Source organism: Burkholderia sp. WSM2232, assembly GCF_000472545.1.
Classification (GTDB): domain Bacteria; phylum Pseudomonadota; class Gammaproteobacteria; order Burkholderiales; family Burkholderiaceae; genus Paraburkholderia.
On record NZ_KI421432.1, the window covers coordinates 620,009 to 635,845 of the forward strand.

Sequence of the window (15,837 nt, forward strand, 5' to 3'; positions counted from 1 at the left end):
ATGCTAACGATAAACCGTGGAGACACAGATGAGCGGTAAATACACAAACACGCTGGTGCACCGGTTTCTGCACTGGGAGAACGCGCAGCCGGATGCCGTCTATCTCACGGAGTCTCTGCCGGACGGCCGCATAGTCGACTACACGTGGCGGCAAGTGGGCGACGAGGCGCGACGCATGGCGGCATGGCTGCGCTCGCAGGAGCTTGCGCCGAACAGTGCGGTGTCGATAGTGGGCAAGAACAGCGCCCATTGGATCATCGCCGACCTGGCGATCTGGCTGGCCGGCCACTTGTCGGTGCCGCTGTATCCGGGCATCAGCGCGGTGACGGCGCGGTACATCCTGGAACACAGCGGCGTTCGGTTGCTGCTGGTGGGCAAGCTGGACGGCCAAACCGATTGCTGGGACGCAGTCTGCGACATCGTACCGGCGCATGTGCGCGTGGTGAGCCTGCCGATGTCGCCGCCCGTGCCACACGCGCTGGCTTGGGAAACCATCATGGCGCAACACTCGCCGCTGCGTGACGTGCATCTTCCCGAGCCGGACGATCTGGCCACGATTATTTATACGTCGGGTACTACGGGCCGGCCTAAAGGCGTGATGCATAGCTTCCGCACCATTTACGCATACGCCATCGAGAGCGGGGAATTCTGTGGCTACCACCCTGGCGACCGTGTGCTCTCGTACCTGCCGCTCGCGCATACCGCAGAGCGCTCGTTTGTCGAGTCGAACTCGCTGTGTCATGGCTTTCGCGTATATTTCAACGACAGCCTCGCGAGCTTCACGGAGGATCTGCATCGCGCGCGGCCTACGGTGTTCATCTCGATGCCGCGGTTGTGGACGAAGTTCTACCAGGCGGTGTGCGCGCGGCTCGGTGCGAGCGAGCAGGCACTGCTGCATACCGAGTCGCCCGAAGCCGGCGCACTCAAGAAGCACATTCTCGCGATGCTCGGGCTCGACGAAACCCGCTTGGCATTCACGGGTTCCGCGCCGCTGCCTGCGGAGATTATGGACTGGTATCGCGCGCTTGGCCTGGAACTGCTCGACGTGTACGGCATGACGGAAAACTTCTCATACTCGCACTACAGCCGGCCGGGCCAGGTCAGAGTGGGTTACTCAGGTCAGGCTATGCCCGGCGTCGAGTGCCGCATCGACGAAGGTGGCGAGATCGTGCTCAAGTCGCCGACCATGATGCTCGGCTATTATCGCGAGCCGGAGTTGACGGCCGAGAGCATGACCGCCGACGGCTTCTTCAGAACGGGCGACTGCGGAGAACTGGACGAACTGGGCCGGCTGAAGATCACGGGGCGCGTGAAGGAAATCTTCAAGACGAGCAGGGGCAAATACGTTGCGCCCTCGCCGATCGAGAACCGGTTGAGCCATCCAAAGGTGGATGCGGCCTGCGTGATGGGCCACGGCCATGCGCAGCCATTCGCGTTGCTGTTGATGTCGGCCGCCGCGCGGGTCGAGCTACAGAACGGTGAAGCACGCCACGCGCTGTGCAAGCAGATGCAAACGTTGCTTGATCGTGCGAACGACGAACTGGAAGCCCATGAGAAGCTGGACTTCGTCGTGCTCGTGAAGGAGTCCTGGACGGCCAGCAACGGCCTCCTCACGCCGACCATGAAAACGCGGCGTAAAGCGATCGAGGAACGATACCTCCCGCTCGCCAGGATATGGGCCGAGCTTGGGCAGACTGTCGTCGTGGAAGAAGATTGAGAGCACACGCACATGCTATTGAATCAGGTCATGCTTGCGCGCCCACACCATTGCGTCATAGCGGCTGGACACGCCGAGCTTGCCAAAGATGTTCCGCAGATTCCATTTGACCGTCTCCAGCGTGATATTGAGCGAGAGGGCGATGCGCTTGTTCGACATCGCCTGCGCGACGAGGCCAATGATTTCGACTTCGCGCTGTGTCAGGACGGGTTGCAATTTCGACCCTCCATGCCGACGCACGCTGCCCGACGTACCGTCTGGAACGGCGGCCTCGGGGAATTTGTCGAGCAGCTCCGTCGCGTAGCGCAGCGCGGCACCGTCCAGTTTCCTCTCGCGCACCATGCTGGCCAGCAGCTTGCCGGCCGGCGGCCCTTCGTCGATGAAGGTGCGCACGAGGCCAAGGCGCTGCGCGGCTTCCACACTTCTTACGAGGCACACCTGGGCGTCGTCAGCGCTTTTCTGGTCGGCGAAGATAATGGCCGAAAGCAGGTCCGTCAGCGCTGTCAACCTGCCTCTGCCGAACGCCTCGGCGTGGCTGCGCGTCACCTGCAGCGCACGCAATGCTGTCTCGGGCTCCTCGTCGCGTAACAGCCGTGCCTTTGCCAGCGCTGCGATGGCGGGAATTTCCGCCTTCAGGCCCTGTTCCGCCGGATACGCCAGCGCGAGTTCCTCTAGCGACAGGTAAACCTCGCGCGCCTGCGTGCGGTCTCCCTTGACGAGCAACACCTTGACCTGCTCGGCCAGCATGTGAGCGACAGCACGCACCTGGCGCATGCTGCGCAGGTGCGCCACCTGATGCCGCAAGAAAGTCAACGCCGCGTCCGCACTTTCTTGCAGCAGGTCGAGTCGCGCACGGCACAACGACGTGCGGATCATCACGTCCGGCCCCGACGATTGCAGCAGGCCACGGCGATTGGCGATGGTTTCGCGGGCGTCGTCGATGCGATCCAGTTCGTAGTAGACCTCAGCGAGCACGCTCGCACAGATGTTCGCGCTGATCGAATAACGGCCGACCGCCTGAATGGAGCGAGTCAGCAGTGCCGAGCCCACGCGCTCGGCTTCGCGCGCGTTGCCCTGCAGCAGCAATGCCGACGCGTGTGTTGCCTGGGCTACGAGAGCCATGTCGTTATGCTCGTCGGCGGGCGGAATGGGGTGCGTGTCGAACAGACGTTTTGCATCCGCGTATCGGCCCGCCGCGCCGTAAGCCGCGCTCAGCGCGGCGAGGCGCATGTATTCGAGAAACGGATTTTCCAGCGGCACGTCGCGATGCGGTTCAAGCAGATCGATCATGCGCTGCGAGTCGTCCTGCTGGAATGCAATGGCCGCACTGATCAGCGGGATGCTGTGCGCGACCTCGGGATCGCCTGAGGACGAGCGCGATTGTAGTTGCGCGAGCCACGTTTTGGCTTTTACCGGCCGCGTGGTCAAAGCCACCGCCAGGCACGCGATGAACAGCAGCCGTTGATGCGCGAGCAGGATTTCTTCTGGCAGATGTTCCAGCAGATGAAGCGTTGGGCCCAGATATTCGAGGCTCCAGGTGGCAGGCGCAGCCCGTTCTATGACGGAGGCCGCAAACTCCACGTCTTCGCCCATGCTGGCGTGCCGCACGGCTTCGACGAGCAGGCCGTGACCGGCGAACCATTGAGCCGCCCGCCTGTGCAGGTCGCGCACCGCAGCCGGGTCTCGGCCCGCGAGCCGCGTTGTCAGATACTCGCCGAACAGCGGATGAAAGCGGAACCAGCTGAGGCGGTCGTCGGAGTCGACGCGCATGATCAGCAGATTCTCGTCTTCCATGCGTTTGAGCAGTTGAGCCGTATTCGCGTTGTGCGTGACATGGCGCGCAAGCGGCGCACTGAAGCGGCGAAACACGGACAGCGCTTCGGCGAAACTGGTCAGTTCCGCCGGCAGATACGCCATGACTTCTTCGCTGAGGTACGTTTGCAGATCGCTCGAGCGCCAGACAAGATCGTGCAGTGCGGCCCGTGTTTCAGGCCGGTTTTTCAGCATGATGGCGATAAGCTGGATGCACGAAGGCCAGCCGCTCGTGAGGTCGTGAATGAGCGTGAGTTCGTCTGCGTTGAGCTTGCCGGGTCCGAGATTTTCGTCGATGAAAGCGCGTGTTTCCGGGAGGTCGAACGGCAGTGCCGCACTGTCCACCTCGACGATCTGATCCATCATGCGCAGCCGGCTCAGCCCGAGCGGCGGTGCGACGCGCGAGGCGATCACGAGATGCAGGTTGCCCGGGCCGTGATCGAGCAGCTTCTGCATGAACCGGTGCGCGAGCGGTGCTTCGACGTAGTGATAATCGTCGATGATCAGATAGAGGTCTTTGGGTAGATCCAGCGCTGCCTCGACGATCGCGGCAATGGAGGCGTCCATGGCCGGCGCGCTTGTTTCTTCAAGCGGCAAATCCATTTCGACAGGAATACCGCCGCGCTGCATGGCAGCGAACAGCGCAGTGCAGAAAGCGATGTAGCCCTTGTCCTCCGCGGTGAGCGACAGCCACGCGACTTCCGCGCCTGCTTTCAGACATGTCTGGCGCCATTGCGCAAGCAGCGTGGTCTTGCCATAGCCCGCGCTGCCCGTGACGAGCGCAAGCCGGCAGTGCTGCATGCGCTCGAGCTGCGCGAGCAGATCGGTGCGCTCGACGTGCTTGGCGCCGATGCGCGGTGGCGAGAACCTGGTAGAAACCAGATGTTTGATGAAGGGCGTATTCAAAGGGTCACACGGTCTATGCATGGCGGCAGACGGGCGGCGCTGCGGCTCCGTCTTTGCCCTCCACCTTCGCTCATCTGCGGCTGTAAATGGCCCCCTCACAACGAGGGGTGATTAATAGGATGGCCGGACCTAACTTATCACAACCGCAACGTCACGCAATGGCGTTCGTCAACATCCGGAGGGGAGATGAGTTATTCGCAGACGGTGGTGGGTTCGGTCGGCTGGTTGACGATGGACCGGCCAGCCGCAATGAACAGCCTCAATCGCGACATGGCGACGGGCCTGAGCGCGCAACTCAATGCCTGGCGCACTGACGACGCGGTGCGCGTCGTCGTGTTGACGGGCAACGGGCGCGCATTCTGCGCAGGCGCGGATCTGATCGAGGCGGCGGAGCCGCCATGCCCGGAAAAGCGCGAGTTTCTCGAACTGATCGTCGAGTTCTTCGACACCTTGCGTGCGTTTCCGAAGCCGGTCATTGCGGCCGTCAACGGTATTGCACTGGCGGGCGGTCTGGAAGTCGTGCTTGCGTGCGACCTCGTGCTTGCCGCCGATTCCGCGCGCCTTGGCGACGCCCATTCGAATTTCGGCGTGTTTCCGGGTGCGGGCGGCGCCGCTATCCTGCCGCGCAAAGTGCCGGCCAACGTCGCTCGCTATCTGCTCTTCACGGGCGACTCAATGAGCGCTGCCGAATTGAAATTGCACGGTCTAGTCAACGAGGTGCTGCCGGACTCTGAATTGAAGCCGCGTGCCCAGGCGCTCGCAGACCGTCTCGCGAAAAAGAGCCCGCTGGTGCTCGCGCGCATGAAACGCGTCGCCAACGAAGCCGCGGACAAGACCGCGGCGGATGCGCTGCGCCACGAGCTGCTGGAACTGCGCAATCACCAGCGTTCGTACGACGTTAAAGAAGGACTGCGGGCATTCGCGGAAAAGCGCGAACCGCAGTTCAAAGGCTGCTGAGGCTCCGCTAACCGATACGAACTCGAAGCAAAGACCATGGAAAACATCTATATCGTGGGCGTCGGCATGACGCCGTTTGGCCGTCATCTGGACAAGTCGGTCAAGCAACTGACAGCTTGGGCCGTCGAAGACGCGCTCAAGGACTCCGGTTGCGAGCGCAAATGGATCGAGGCGGCGTATTTCGGCAATACGACGCAAGGGCACATGCAGGGGCAGCACATGATCCGCGGCCAGGTCGCGCTGATTCCGCTCGGCCTGGGTGGCATTCCGATTCACAACGTCGAAAGCGCCTGCGCGTCGGCGAGCAGCGCATTCCATCTAGCGGTGACGCAGTTGCGCGCCGGCATGGCGGAAGTGGTGCTTGCCGTGGGCGCGGAAAAAATGTACTCGCACGACAAGGCACGCATGTTCTCCGTGTTCGATTCGGCGTGGGACGTGGAGACAGCCGAGGCAAACGCCGCGCAAATGGTGGAACTGGGCAAGGGCGTCACGGCGCCGCCCGGCACGACATCGGACAAACCGTATAGCGTGTTCATGGACGTTTATGCGGGCATCGGCCGTCAGTTGATGGCTCGGCACGGCATCACGCAGCGGCAGTTCGCGGCGGTTTCGTCGAAGAACCACGGCCACTCGGTGCACAACGAGCGTTCGCAATACCGTAAGGCGATGTCGGTCGAAGAAATTCTCGCAGCGCCGCCTATCACCTTTCCGCTCACATTGCCCATGTGCTCGCCGATATCGGACGGTGCGGCCGCCGCGATTCTCTGCACGGAGTCCGCTCTCAAGCGCTACGGTTTCAATCGCAGCCGCGCGGTACGCGTGCTCGCGACTATCGTGCGCTCGGCGTCCCAGCGCGCAGGCGACGATCTGGCGAACCACATCACGGTACACGCCGCGAAGCTGGCGTACGAGGAAGCGGGTATCGGGCCCGATGACATCAACGTGGCGGAGTTGCATGACGCTTCGTCAATTGGCGAAATCGCGCTGTGCGAGAACCTGGGCTTGTGCAAGCCCGGCGAAAGCGGCGCGATGGCCGAGCGCGGCGAGTCGAGCCTCGGCGGGCGTCTGCCGATCAATCCGTCGGGCGGCCTCGAATCGAAGGGACATCCGATCGGCGCGACAGGTCTCGGACAGATCTTCGAGCTGGTCGAGCAGTTGCGTGGCGAATGCGGACCGCGCCAGGTGCATGGCGCAAGATTCGCCATTCAGGGCAACGGCGGCGGCCTTTGGGGCGTCGAGGAAAGCATCGACCACATCGGTATCTTCGGGCGCGCTTAAATCAAATAATCGAGAGACACGACATGCCGTTCCATTTGCCCACTGAAGAGCAAAACCTGGCTGTAGAAAGCTTCCGCAAATTCCTGCAGTCGGAAGTCAAACCCGTGGTCAAAGAGTACCGCGACCGTTTCATTCCGAAAGAGCGCATGCGCGAACTCACGCAGCGCATTGCGGAATTCGGCCTGCCCGGGTGCACGATTCCCGTCGAGTACGGCGGCATGGGGTGGTCGTTCACGATGCAAGGCATGCTGTTCGAAGAACTGGTGGCCTGTTCGTGCGACGTGGCGCTGTGCGTGATGCTCAACATGGGGCTCGCGTCGATGCTGGCGAACGCCCGGCCCGAGGTCCGCGAGCGCTATATGCCCGATTGCCTTGCCGGCAAGATTTTCGGCTCCATCTGCATCAGCGAGCCCGACGTGGGCTCCAACGTGGCTGAGCTCAAGACGCGGGCCGTGCGCGACGGCGATCACTTCATCATCAACGGTGAAAAGACGTGGATCACGAACGGCGTGTATTCGGACGTGCTGATCTGCACTGTACGGGGCGACAAAGGCCTCTCGCATATCCTGATCGACCGCAAGGAGCACGGCTACGAGTCGCGCAACATCGAGAAAATCGCACTCAGTTCGCAGTCCACCGCGCAAATTTTTATCACGGACGCGCGAGTACCCGCCACCAACCTGATTGGCGAAGAGGGCGACGGTCTGCGTAATACGATGAAGGTGTTCGAGACTGCGCGGGCGCACGTCGGCACGCTTTCGGTCGGCATCATGCGCGCGGCGCTGGAGGAGTCCATTGCGTATGCGACGCAGCGCAAGCAGTTCGGCAAGCTGATTGCTGCGCACCAGTTGATCGCCGCAAAGATCGCCAACATGGCGATCATGGTCGATGCGGCGCGGTTGATGTGTCAGCGCGTGTTCGGCCTGATCGACGCCGGGGTGCGGTGCGACATGCAGGCTTCGATGGCCAAGGCGTTCGCGACCGAGGCGGCGGTCCAGGTGTGCCGTGACGCGGTTCAATTGCACGGCGGCAACGGCATCACGAAGGAGTTCAACGTGGAACGTCTGCTTCGGGAGGCGATCATCATCCCCATTCCTGACGGCACCACGGAGATCCAGCAACTGATCATCTCGCGCGCGCTGACGGGCGTTGCTGCTTTCGTCTGAGTGCGACGCGTCGCATTGGCTGGTCCACGGCGCAACGTTGTGGCCGCATAGCGGCGAGCGTGTCGCGATTACCCCTTGAAACCAGGGGCGCGGTGGTCGGCGCGGCTGCGTATCATGAAGTGATACCGGCTCGCTCGGTGGGGCGTTCATAACGAATGGAGGAGAACGTATGACGCGCAAAGTCGTCGTCGCGGGAGTAGGCATGGTCCCATTCAGGAAGCCTGGCGCCAGCGAAACCTATGACCTGATGGGCGCGCAGGCCGCAAGGCTCGCATTGACCGATGCGGGCGTCTCATATCAAACGATTCAGCAGGCGTATGCATGCTTCGTTTATGGGGACTCCACGGCGGGACAACGTGCGCTTTATCACGTCGGCATGACGGGGCTGCCCATCATCAACGTCAACAATAACTGCTCGACAGGATCCACGGGGCTTTTCCTCGCGCGTCAGGCGATTGCAGCAGGTGCGCTCGACATTGCGCTCGTTGTCGGCTTCGAGCAGATGAACCCCGGCGCGCTCGGCAGTTACTTCAATGACCGGCCGTTGCCCTCCGAGCTGTTCCTGAAGCAGTGCGATCGTCTCGGTGTGCCAACGGAAATCGCGCCGGCCTTGCGTATCTTCGGCGGGGCGGGCGTGGAGCACATGAAGCGCTTCGGCACACCGCTCGAAAGCTTCGCAAAGATTCGCGCGAAGGCCAGTCGCCATGCGGCCAACAATCCGCTCGCCGTGTTCCGCAAGGTTGTTTCGCCTGAAGAGGTGATGGCCGACCAGGTCGTCTGGCCCGGCGTCATGACCCGCCTGATGGCTTGTCCGCCAACCTGTGGCGCGGCGGCGGCTGTTCTCTGTAGCGAGGACTTCGCGCGCAGTCGCGGCCTGGATTCGCGGGTCTGGATTGCAGCGCAGGCGCTGACTACAGACGGCCCCGAATCGCTGGAAGGCGACGACTTGCGCGACGTGGCCGGCTTCGGCATGGCGAAGAACGCGGCGCGCCAGGTGTACGAGGCGGCGGGCATCGGTGCCGAAGATCTCGACGTGATTGAGTTGCACGACTGTTTCGCGCACAACGAACTGATCACGTACGAAGCGCTTGGTCTGTGTCCGGAAGGGGGCGCTGCCGGATTTATCGACGCGGGCGACAACACCTATGGCGGGCGCTATGTCGTCAATCCGTCGGGTGGGCTGTTGTCGAAGGGTCATCCGCTTGGCGCAACAGGTCTCGCGCAATGTACCGAACTGGTCCAGCAGCTTCGCGGCGCTGCCGGCGAGCGGCAAGTCGGCAATGCTCGCGTTGCGTTGCAGCACAACGTCGGCATTGGCGGCGCGTGCGTCGTGACCATGTATCGCAACTGAGGGAGACATCGATGGATTTCCAACCCGATCCCGGCCTCGGTGCGTTCCGCGCGGAGGTCCGTGCGTTCCTGCGCGAGCATCTGCCGCGCGACCTGGCGGGCAAGCCGGTCGGCAGCGTTCGCTCAATGCGTCCGGATCTCGTGCGCTGGCAGAAAATTCTGAACAGCAAAGCCTGGGGCGCGCCCTACTGGGCGAAGAAAGATGGCGGCACAGGCTGGAGCGTGTTGCAGCGGCTTGTGTTCGACGAAGAGTGCGTGGCGGCAGGCGCGCCCACGCAAGACGGCTTCGCGCAAAAGCTGCTCGGACCGGTGCTAAACGAATTCGCGTCTGAGGAGCAGAAGGCCGCGCATGTTCCGCACATTCTCGATGGCGAGCGTTTGTGGTGCCAAGGCTTTTCCGAGCCTGGTTCGGGATCGGACCTTGCGTCGCTGCGCACCCGCGCCGAGCGCGACGCAGATTGTTATGTCGTCAACGGCCAGAAGATCTGGACGAGCTATGCACACGAGTCCGACTGGATTTTCCTGCTGGTACGCACCGACACCGAGGTGAAAAAACAGGCCGGCATCAGTTTCCTGCTGGTCGACATGAAAACGCCCGGCATCACTGTGCGGCCGATCCGCAGTATCGACGACTGTCATCACCTGAACGAAACGTTCTTCGACAACGTGCGCGTGCCGGTTGCTAACCGGGTAGGCGCGGAAGGCGACGGCTGGAAAATCACCAAGTTTCTGCTGAATAACGAGCATGCGAGCGCGGCCGAGCTGCCCTTGTTGCGCCGCTATCTGATGCAGTTGCGAAAGCTGGCGACCGTGCAACGTGTCGGCGGCGAGGCGCTGATTGCACAGCCGGCCTTCGCGTTGCGGCTCGCCCGTCTGGAAGCGGAAGTCAACGCAATTGCGATGATGGTTCAGCGGGTCGCGGCGATGGAGCAGGACCACAGCCCGGCGGCGCATGCGCTCGGATCGATTCTGAAAGTGCGCGGTACAGAGTTGCAGCAGCGTATGAGCGAGTTCATGGTCGAGGCGCTCGGCGACTACGGCGCCGTTGCGTACCCTGAGCCTCATGACCCCTGCCATGACGAGCCGTTGCCGTTTCAGGACCTCGGCCGCGGTGTGGCCAACGAGATGTTCTTCCGCCGGGCGTCGACGATCTACGGCGGGACCAGCGAGGTCCAGCGCGGCATTATCGCAAAGATGCTGTTTCAACTCTAAGCCGCCTGCCGATCATGAACTTCAATCTCAATGCAGAGCAGCAATTGCTGCAGGACAGCGTCCGTCGTTTTGTGGAGAGGGCATACAGCTTTGAAGCCCGCACTGCGCTCATCAACGCGCGTTCCACATGCGACGCGGCGCATTGGCAAACTTTCGCAACGAACGGCTGGCTGGCTGCGGCGCTGCCTGACGCGTACGGCGGTCTTGGCGGCACATTGCTCGATACCGTGCTGATCGCGCATGAATTCGGCCGTGGACTGGTGACGCAGCCGTATCTCGGCTGTGCCGTGCTGGCCGCACAAACGCTGCTGGCGGCGGGCACACCTTCGCAGAACGCATGCTGGCTGCCGCAACTCGCCGACGGCTCGCGCAAGTTCGCGCTTGCGTACAGCGAGGCTCAGTCGCGTGGCTTCCCGGAAACGGTGAGCTTGCGTGCGAGCACAACGTCGAATGGCTATTCGCTTAGCGGCAGCAAAACGCTGGTGCTGGGCGGCGCCGACGCGCAGAGTTTCGTGGTGTCGGCCATCACGCCCGACGCAGACGGCATCACGCTCTTTCTCGTGCACGCGGACACGCCGGGCCTCTCGCGCCGTGTTGTGCCGCTGCACGACGGAAGCTTTGCCGCCGAACTCGCGTTCGGCCAGGTGCAGGTCACGCGCGATGCCGTGCTAGGCGAACGGGGCAAGGGCTTGCCCGCGCTGCGCGTCGGTTTGGCGCACGCGACGGCCGCACTCTGCGCGGAACTGGTCGGCGCAATGGAAAAGGCGATTGAACTGACGGCCGAGTATCTCAAGGTGCGCAACCAGTTCGGTGTGCCTATCGCCAGTTTCCAGGTATTGCAGCATCGCATCGCGGACATGGCCGCCGAAATGGAACTCGCGCGCTCGATGCTGTACGCGCTTCTTGAGTCAATCGAAAACGGCGACGAACCGGCGCGGCTGCGCGCCGTATCACAGGCCAAGTCGATTGTCGGGCGGGCGGCCCGCTTCGTGTGCGCGCAAGCCATTCAGTTGCACGGCGGCATTGGCATGACGGAAGAGTACCAGGTCGGTCACTTCTATAAACGGGCAGTCGTGGCCGACGTGCTGTTCGGCAGCGGCGATGCACATGACGCCGCGTGTGCGGCACAGCTGCAAAAAGATCTGCTTGAAAAGGAAAACCACGCATGAAAAGTTTCGAGAAGATTGCGGACTTGCAGCCGCTCGTCGGCGAGGCGATCGGCACGAGTGACTGGCTGCTGATCGACCAGCAGCGCATCAACCAGTTCGCAGACGCAACGGGCGATCATCAATGGATTCATGTAGACGTCGAGCGTGCCAGGCAGGGGCCGTTTGGCGGCACCATCGCGCACGGCTTTCTGACGTTGAGCCTCCTGCCTGCGTTCCTCGCTACCGCATTCGAGATCAAGGAAACAAGGAGCGGACTGAATTACGGCCTGGACAAGGTGCGCTTCATTGCGCCCGTGCCGGTGAATAGCCGTCTTCGCGCGCACTTCCGGCTCATGGATTGGACGGCAGTGAACGGCGGCGGCGCACAGATAAAGACCGAGATGACCGTTGAATGCGAAGGCGCCGAAAAGCCCGCGTGCATCGCCGAATCGATCACACGGCTCTTTCCCTGACGTTCCCCTTTGACAATGAATCAGGAGACATTCACATGAGTATTCGTTTCGACGGAAAGGTCGCGATCGTGACGGGGGCGGGCGCTGGCCTCGGCCGCGCTCACGCGCTTGCTTTCGCTGAGCGTGGGGCGAAAGTCGTCGTCAATGATTTCGGCGGCGCGCGCGATGGCACCGGCGGATCGTCTGACGCCGCGCTGGCTGTGGTCAAGGAGATTCGCAGGGCTGGCGGTACGGCCATTGCCGACGGCGCAAACGTGGCCGACTACGAGCAGGTGCAGGCGATGGTCAAGCGGGCGGCAGCCGAGTTCGGCCGCGTCGACATTCTCGTGAACAACGCGGGCATCTTGCGCGACAAGAGCTTCGCGAAGCTCGAGATGCGCGATATCTGCGCGGTGCTGGACGTGCATCTGATGGGCTCCATCAATTGCTCGAAGGCCGTGTGGGAGATCATGCGCGAACAGGCCTATGGGCGAATTGTGATGACCACGTCATCGTCGGGCATGTATGGCAACTTTGGCCAGGCGAACTACGGCGCGGCCAAGATGGGCGTGATCGGCCTCATGAATGCGCTGACCACCGAGGGCCGCAAGAACAATATCAAGGTGAACACGATCGCGCCGGTCGCTGCCACGCGCATGACCGCCGATATTCTGCCGGAAGTAATGTTGCAGCGAATCCAGCCCGAGCGCGTGACGCCTGCCGTGCTGTTTCTTGCGAGCGATGAAGCGCCGTCGAAGACTATCGTGGCGGCCGGCGGCGGCGCGTTTGCGGCTGCGACGGTGGTGGAAACCGAGCCGGTGCTGCTGCCCGATGAAGAGGTCACTCCCGAAGGCGTTGCGGCACGCTTCGGCGATATCGCCAACTGGAGCACGGCGCGCGCCTACGACGAATCGGGCCATCAGGTTCAGGCGTTTCTCAAGCTCGTGTGCGGCTAATAGATAAGAGAAGCAAACGCACGGGCTCCAAGGTCGCCGCGATGTGCGGCGGCCTTTTTGCATTGAGCGCGTCGCGAAGTCTCCGGTCTCCGGCCTCGCTTCACGGCTCATGGCGTGACGTTGTGAATCACCGAACCACCGGACCACCGGACCACGGAACCACGGAACCACGGAACCACGGAACCCGGAACCACGGAACCACGGAACCACGGAACCAACAGACACCATGCCCCGCATGGCGCGCAATGCACCGCGCGCCACGGGCCTCGAGCGTTGACGTAACACAACGCCTCATCACCTCATCACCTCACTCAAGATGCCGCGAAATTATCAGCTTCTGAATGTGGCTTGTCCCTTCATAAATCTTGCAAATCCGCACGTCGCGTAAAAACCGTTCGACAGCGAAGTCGGTCAGATAGCCGTAGCCGCCGTGAATCTGTAGGGCGTCCGAGCAGACCTTTTCGGCAATTTCGCTCGCGAACATCTTGGCAATGGACGCTTCCTTGATGCAGTCGGCCCCCGTGTCCCGCAAACGCGCGGCATGAACGCAATACTGCCAGGCGACCTCCACCTGCGCGGCCATATCCGCAAGGTCGAACGCCACGCCCTGGAGTTTGATGATGGGCGCGCCATAGGCTTCCCGTTCGCGCGCATAACGCACGGCCGCATCCAACGCGGCCCGCGCGACGCCCGCCGCAATGAAGCCGATGCCGATCCGGCCGTCGCAAAGCCCGCCCATTACGGTGCGATAACCGTCGCCCTCGGCGCCCAGCAGATTCACGGCCGGCACGCGGTAGTCCTCGAGCGAAATCTGCGCGGTATGCGCGGTGTGCTGACCAAGCTTGTTTTCGACGCGTGTCACGTGGTAGCCGGGCGCTTTCGGGTCGATGATGAATGTGCTCGCGCCGCGCTTGCCTGCCGTTTTGTCAGTAATCGCGAACGCGACGCCGACACCGGCCTCGCTTCCGTTCGAGATGAATTGCTTGGTGCCGTTGAGCACGTAATGGTCGCCATCGCGGCGCGCCGTGGCCCGCAGCGCGGCGGTATCCGAGCCGGCGTGCGGCTCGGTCAGCAGGAACGCGCCGATCGATTCCCCACGCGCCATGGCGGGCAGATAACGTTGCTTCTGCTCTTGCGTTCCGTGCTGGACAATGCACATCGCCGTAAAGTTGTGGACGTGCACGATAGTGGCGACGCCCGCGTCCACGGCGGCAATTTCATGTTGCGCGAGGCAGAAGTCGAGCACGCCGGTCCCTGTGCCGCCGTATTGCTCGGGAATCAGCATGCCGAGAAAGCCGAGTTCGGCGAGCGCCTTCAACTCGTCGCCCGGCCACGCGGACGTCACATCGCGTTGCGCGGCGGTCGGTGCGACGATCTCGCTTGCCACGCGCCGCGCGGTATTGCGAATCAGCGTCTGCTGCTCGGTGAAGAATGCGTTGGAGGTGTCAGTCATGAGGATGTGCCTTCGCGTTGATCATGCGTTTCTAATGGTGGGCTGCGGATCAGCCGCCGGACCAGTCGCGCAGCACGGCTTCGTTGTGCTCGCCGCGTCGTGGAATCGGCCCGGGCCGCCCGGCGGGCGTGGCAGAAAAGCGTGGGGCGGGCGACACTTGCAGAACGCCGTCTTCCCGCAGGTAGACGCCGCGCGCGCGCATGTGGGGGTGATCGGCTGCTTCGTCGGGAGCCAGCACCGGCGCAAAGCACGCGTCCGTGCCTTCGAGCAGCGAGCACCATTCATCGCGGGAGCGGCTCGCGAAGAGCGCAGCTAGCCGCTCCCGCAAGCGCGGCCATGCGGAGGGATCGTAAGCTTTGTCGAACTCTGGGTCGGTGCCGAGACCCAGCTTCTCGCGCAACTCGCGATAGAACTTCGGTTCGAGAGAACCAACGGAGATGTAAGCGCCGTCCGCGCATTGGTAGGTGTTGTACCAGTGCGGGCCATCCAGCAGGCTCTGGCCGCGTTGCACGCGCATGTGTCCTGAGGCCTGGAGCGCCAGCAGTAGCGACGTCATATGCGCGCTGCCGTCGACAATGGCCGCATCGACCACCTGGCCCGTGCCCGTAGCGCGTGCGTTCATGATGCCCGCGAGCAGACCCACGGCAAGGTACATGGCGCCGCCGCCCACATCGCCGACAAGGCTCGGTGGCGTGATCGGCGCTTCGCCCGGTTGGCCTGCGTACCAGAGCGCGCCGGACAGCGCGATGTAGTTCAGATCGTGACCCGCGGCGTGCGCAAGCGGGCCGTGCTGTCCCCAGCCGGTCATGCGCCCATAGACGAGGCGCGGATTGCGTTGCAGGCAGATGTGCGGCCCGAGACCCAGCCGCTCCATGACACCCGGACGCATGCCTTCGATCAGCGCGTCGCACTGCCCCACAAGACGCAGCACTGCTTCGACGCCTTCCGGCGTCTTCAGGTCCACGCTCACCGAACGCTTGCCGCGATTGGCGATCTGCGCGCGGCCCAGATCAAGCGCGCCGGGCTCCGCCTCGGCGCGGTCCACCACGACGACATCCGCGCCGAGGTCGGCCAACAGCATGCCGCAAAAAGGCCCCGGTCCAATGCCCGCGATTTCCAGCACCTTGAGCCCGGCTAGCGGACCTTGTCTCTTTGTTGTCATGGGTGGCTACCTTTTATGGGACGCAACCCATGATAGTGAGCACCGGTAGCCGCGGCTCCCCCTATTCTTGAGGGGGACAGTGGTGATTCAGAGTCGCCTATGCTTGTACGGATCGCAATGCGGTGAACCGGCGGCGGGTTCGTCGACGAGGCGCGACATAGCCGAATCTTCAAGCCGTGTTCAGAACGAGCGGGCTGCCAGCTCAAGCGCGACGCGAAAGCAGAAGTGCTGAAGACGGCGCGTGAAGTGCGCGAGACAGTATTGGGGC

At 62.9% G+C, this 15,837-nt stretch carries 12 protein-coding genes; 9 read left to right on the plus strand and 3 right to left on the minus strand.

Going from position 1 to position 15,837, the window contains the following annotated elements:
* Positions 1-28: 28 nt before the first annotated feature.
* Complete coding sequence (locus tag F757_RS0132630) at positions 29-1,717, plus strand: AMP-binding protein (protein ID WP_027215024.1); 1,689 nt, start codon at positions 29-31, stop codon at positions 1,715-1,717.
* Between the two features lie 15 nt (positions 1,718-1,732).
* On the opposite strand, the gene F757_RS0132635 is transcribed toward F757_RS0132630, so the two are convergent.
* Positions 1,733-4,435 carry a LuxR C-terminal-related transcriptional regulator gene (locus tag F757_RS0132635; protein WP_027215025.1) on the minus strand — a complete coding sequence of 901 codons (2,703 nt, stop codon included), beginning with the start codon at positions 4,433-4,435 and terminating at the stop codon, positions 1,733-1,735.
* A gap of 186 nt (positions 4,436-4,621) precedes the next feature.
* Between F757_RS0132635 and F757_RS0132640 the strand changes: the two genes are divergently transcribed.
* The 8 genes from F757_RS0132640 to F757_RS0132675 all read left to right on the plus strand — a co-directional run bounded on the left by F757_RS0132640 (position 4,622) and on the right by F757_RS0132675 (position 12,954).
* On the plus strand, positions 4,622-5,392 hold the full coding sequence (locus F757_RS0132640) for an enoyl-CoA hydratase/isomerase family protein (protein ID WP_027215026.1): 771 nt from the start codon (positions 4,622-4,624) through the stop codon (positions 5,390-5,392).
* A gap of 36 nt (positions 5,393-5,428) precedes the next feature.
* Complete coding sequence (locus tag F757_RS0132645) at positions 5,429-6,670, plus strand: thiolase family protein (protein ID WP_027215027.1); 1,242 nt, start codon at positions 5,429-5,431, stop codon at positions 6,668-6,670.
* A gap of 23 nt (positions 6,671-6,693) precedes the next feature.
* The gene (locus F757_RS0132650; protein ID WP_027215028.1) at positions 6,694-7,836 is read left to right on the plus strand and encodes an acyl-CoA dehydrogenase family protein; all 1,143 of its coding nucleotides are present in this window, start codon (positions 6,694-6,696) and stop codon (positions 7,834-7,836) included.
* Between the two features lie 169 nt (positions 7,837-8,005).
* The gene (locus tag F757_RS0132655; protein ID WP_027215029.1) at positions 8,006-9,187 is read left to right on the plus strand and encodes a lipid-transfer protein; all 1,182 of its coding nucleotides are present in this window, start codon (positions 8,006-8,008) and stop codon (positions 9,185-9,187) included.
* Between the two features lie 11 nt (positions 9,188-9,198).
* Positions 9,199-10,398, plus strand: coding sequence for an acyl-CoA dehydrogenase (locus F757_RS0132660; RefSeq protein ID WP_027215030.1), 1,200 nt, complete (start codon positions 9,199-9,201; stop codon positions 10,396-10,398).
* A 14-nt stretch (positions 10,399-10,412) separates the two neighbouring features.
* Complete coding sequence (locus F757_RS0132665; RefSeq protein WP_027215031.1) at positions 10,413-11,567, plus strand: acyl-CoA dehydrogenase family protein; 1,155 nt, start codon at positions 10,413-10,415, stop codon at positions 11,565-11,567.
* Positions 11,564-12,019, plus strand: a complete 456-nt coding sequence (locus F757_RS0132670; RefSeq protein ID WP_027215032.1) for a MaoC family dehydratase — start codon at positions 11,564-11,566, stop codon at positions 12,017-12,019. The genes F757_RS0132665 and F757_RS0132670 overlap by 4 nt, the downstream gene beginning before the upstream one ends.
* 35 nt (positions 12,020-12,054) lie before the next feature.
* The gene (locus tag F757_RS0132675; protein ID WP_027215033.1) at positions 12,055-12,954 is read left to right on the plus strand and encodes an SDR family NAD(P)-dependent oxidoreductase; all 900 of its coding nucleotides are present in this window, start codon (positions 12,055-12,057) and stop codon (positions 12,952-12,954) included.
* Positions 12,955-13,261: 307 nt separating this feature from the next.
* Here F757_RS0132675 and F757_RS0132680 read toward each other — a convergent pair whose 3' ends face one another.
* Both F757_RS0132680 and F757_RS0132685 read right to left on the minus strand, forming a co-directional pair.
* A complete protein-coding gene (locus F757_RS0132680; protein ID WP_027215034.1) occupies positions 13,262-14,407 on the minus strand; it encodes an acyl-CoA dehydrogenase family protein in 1,146 nt (381 codons plus the stop codon).
* A gap of 49 nt (positions 14,408-14,456) precedes the next feature.
* Positions 14,457-15,569 (minus strand): CaiB/BaiF CoA transferase family protein, encoded by a 1,113-nt coding sequence (locus F757_RS0132685; protein WP_027215035.1) that lies wholly within the window; start codon positions 15,567-15,569, stop codon positions 14,457-14,459.
* Positions 15,570-15,837: the final 268 nt, after the last annotated feature.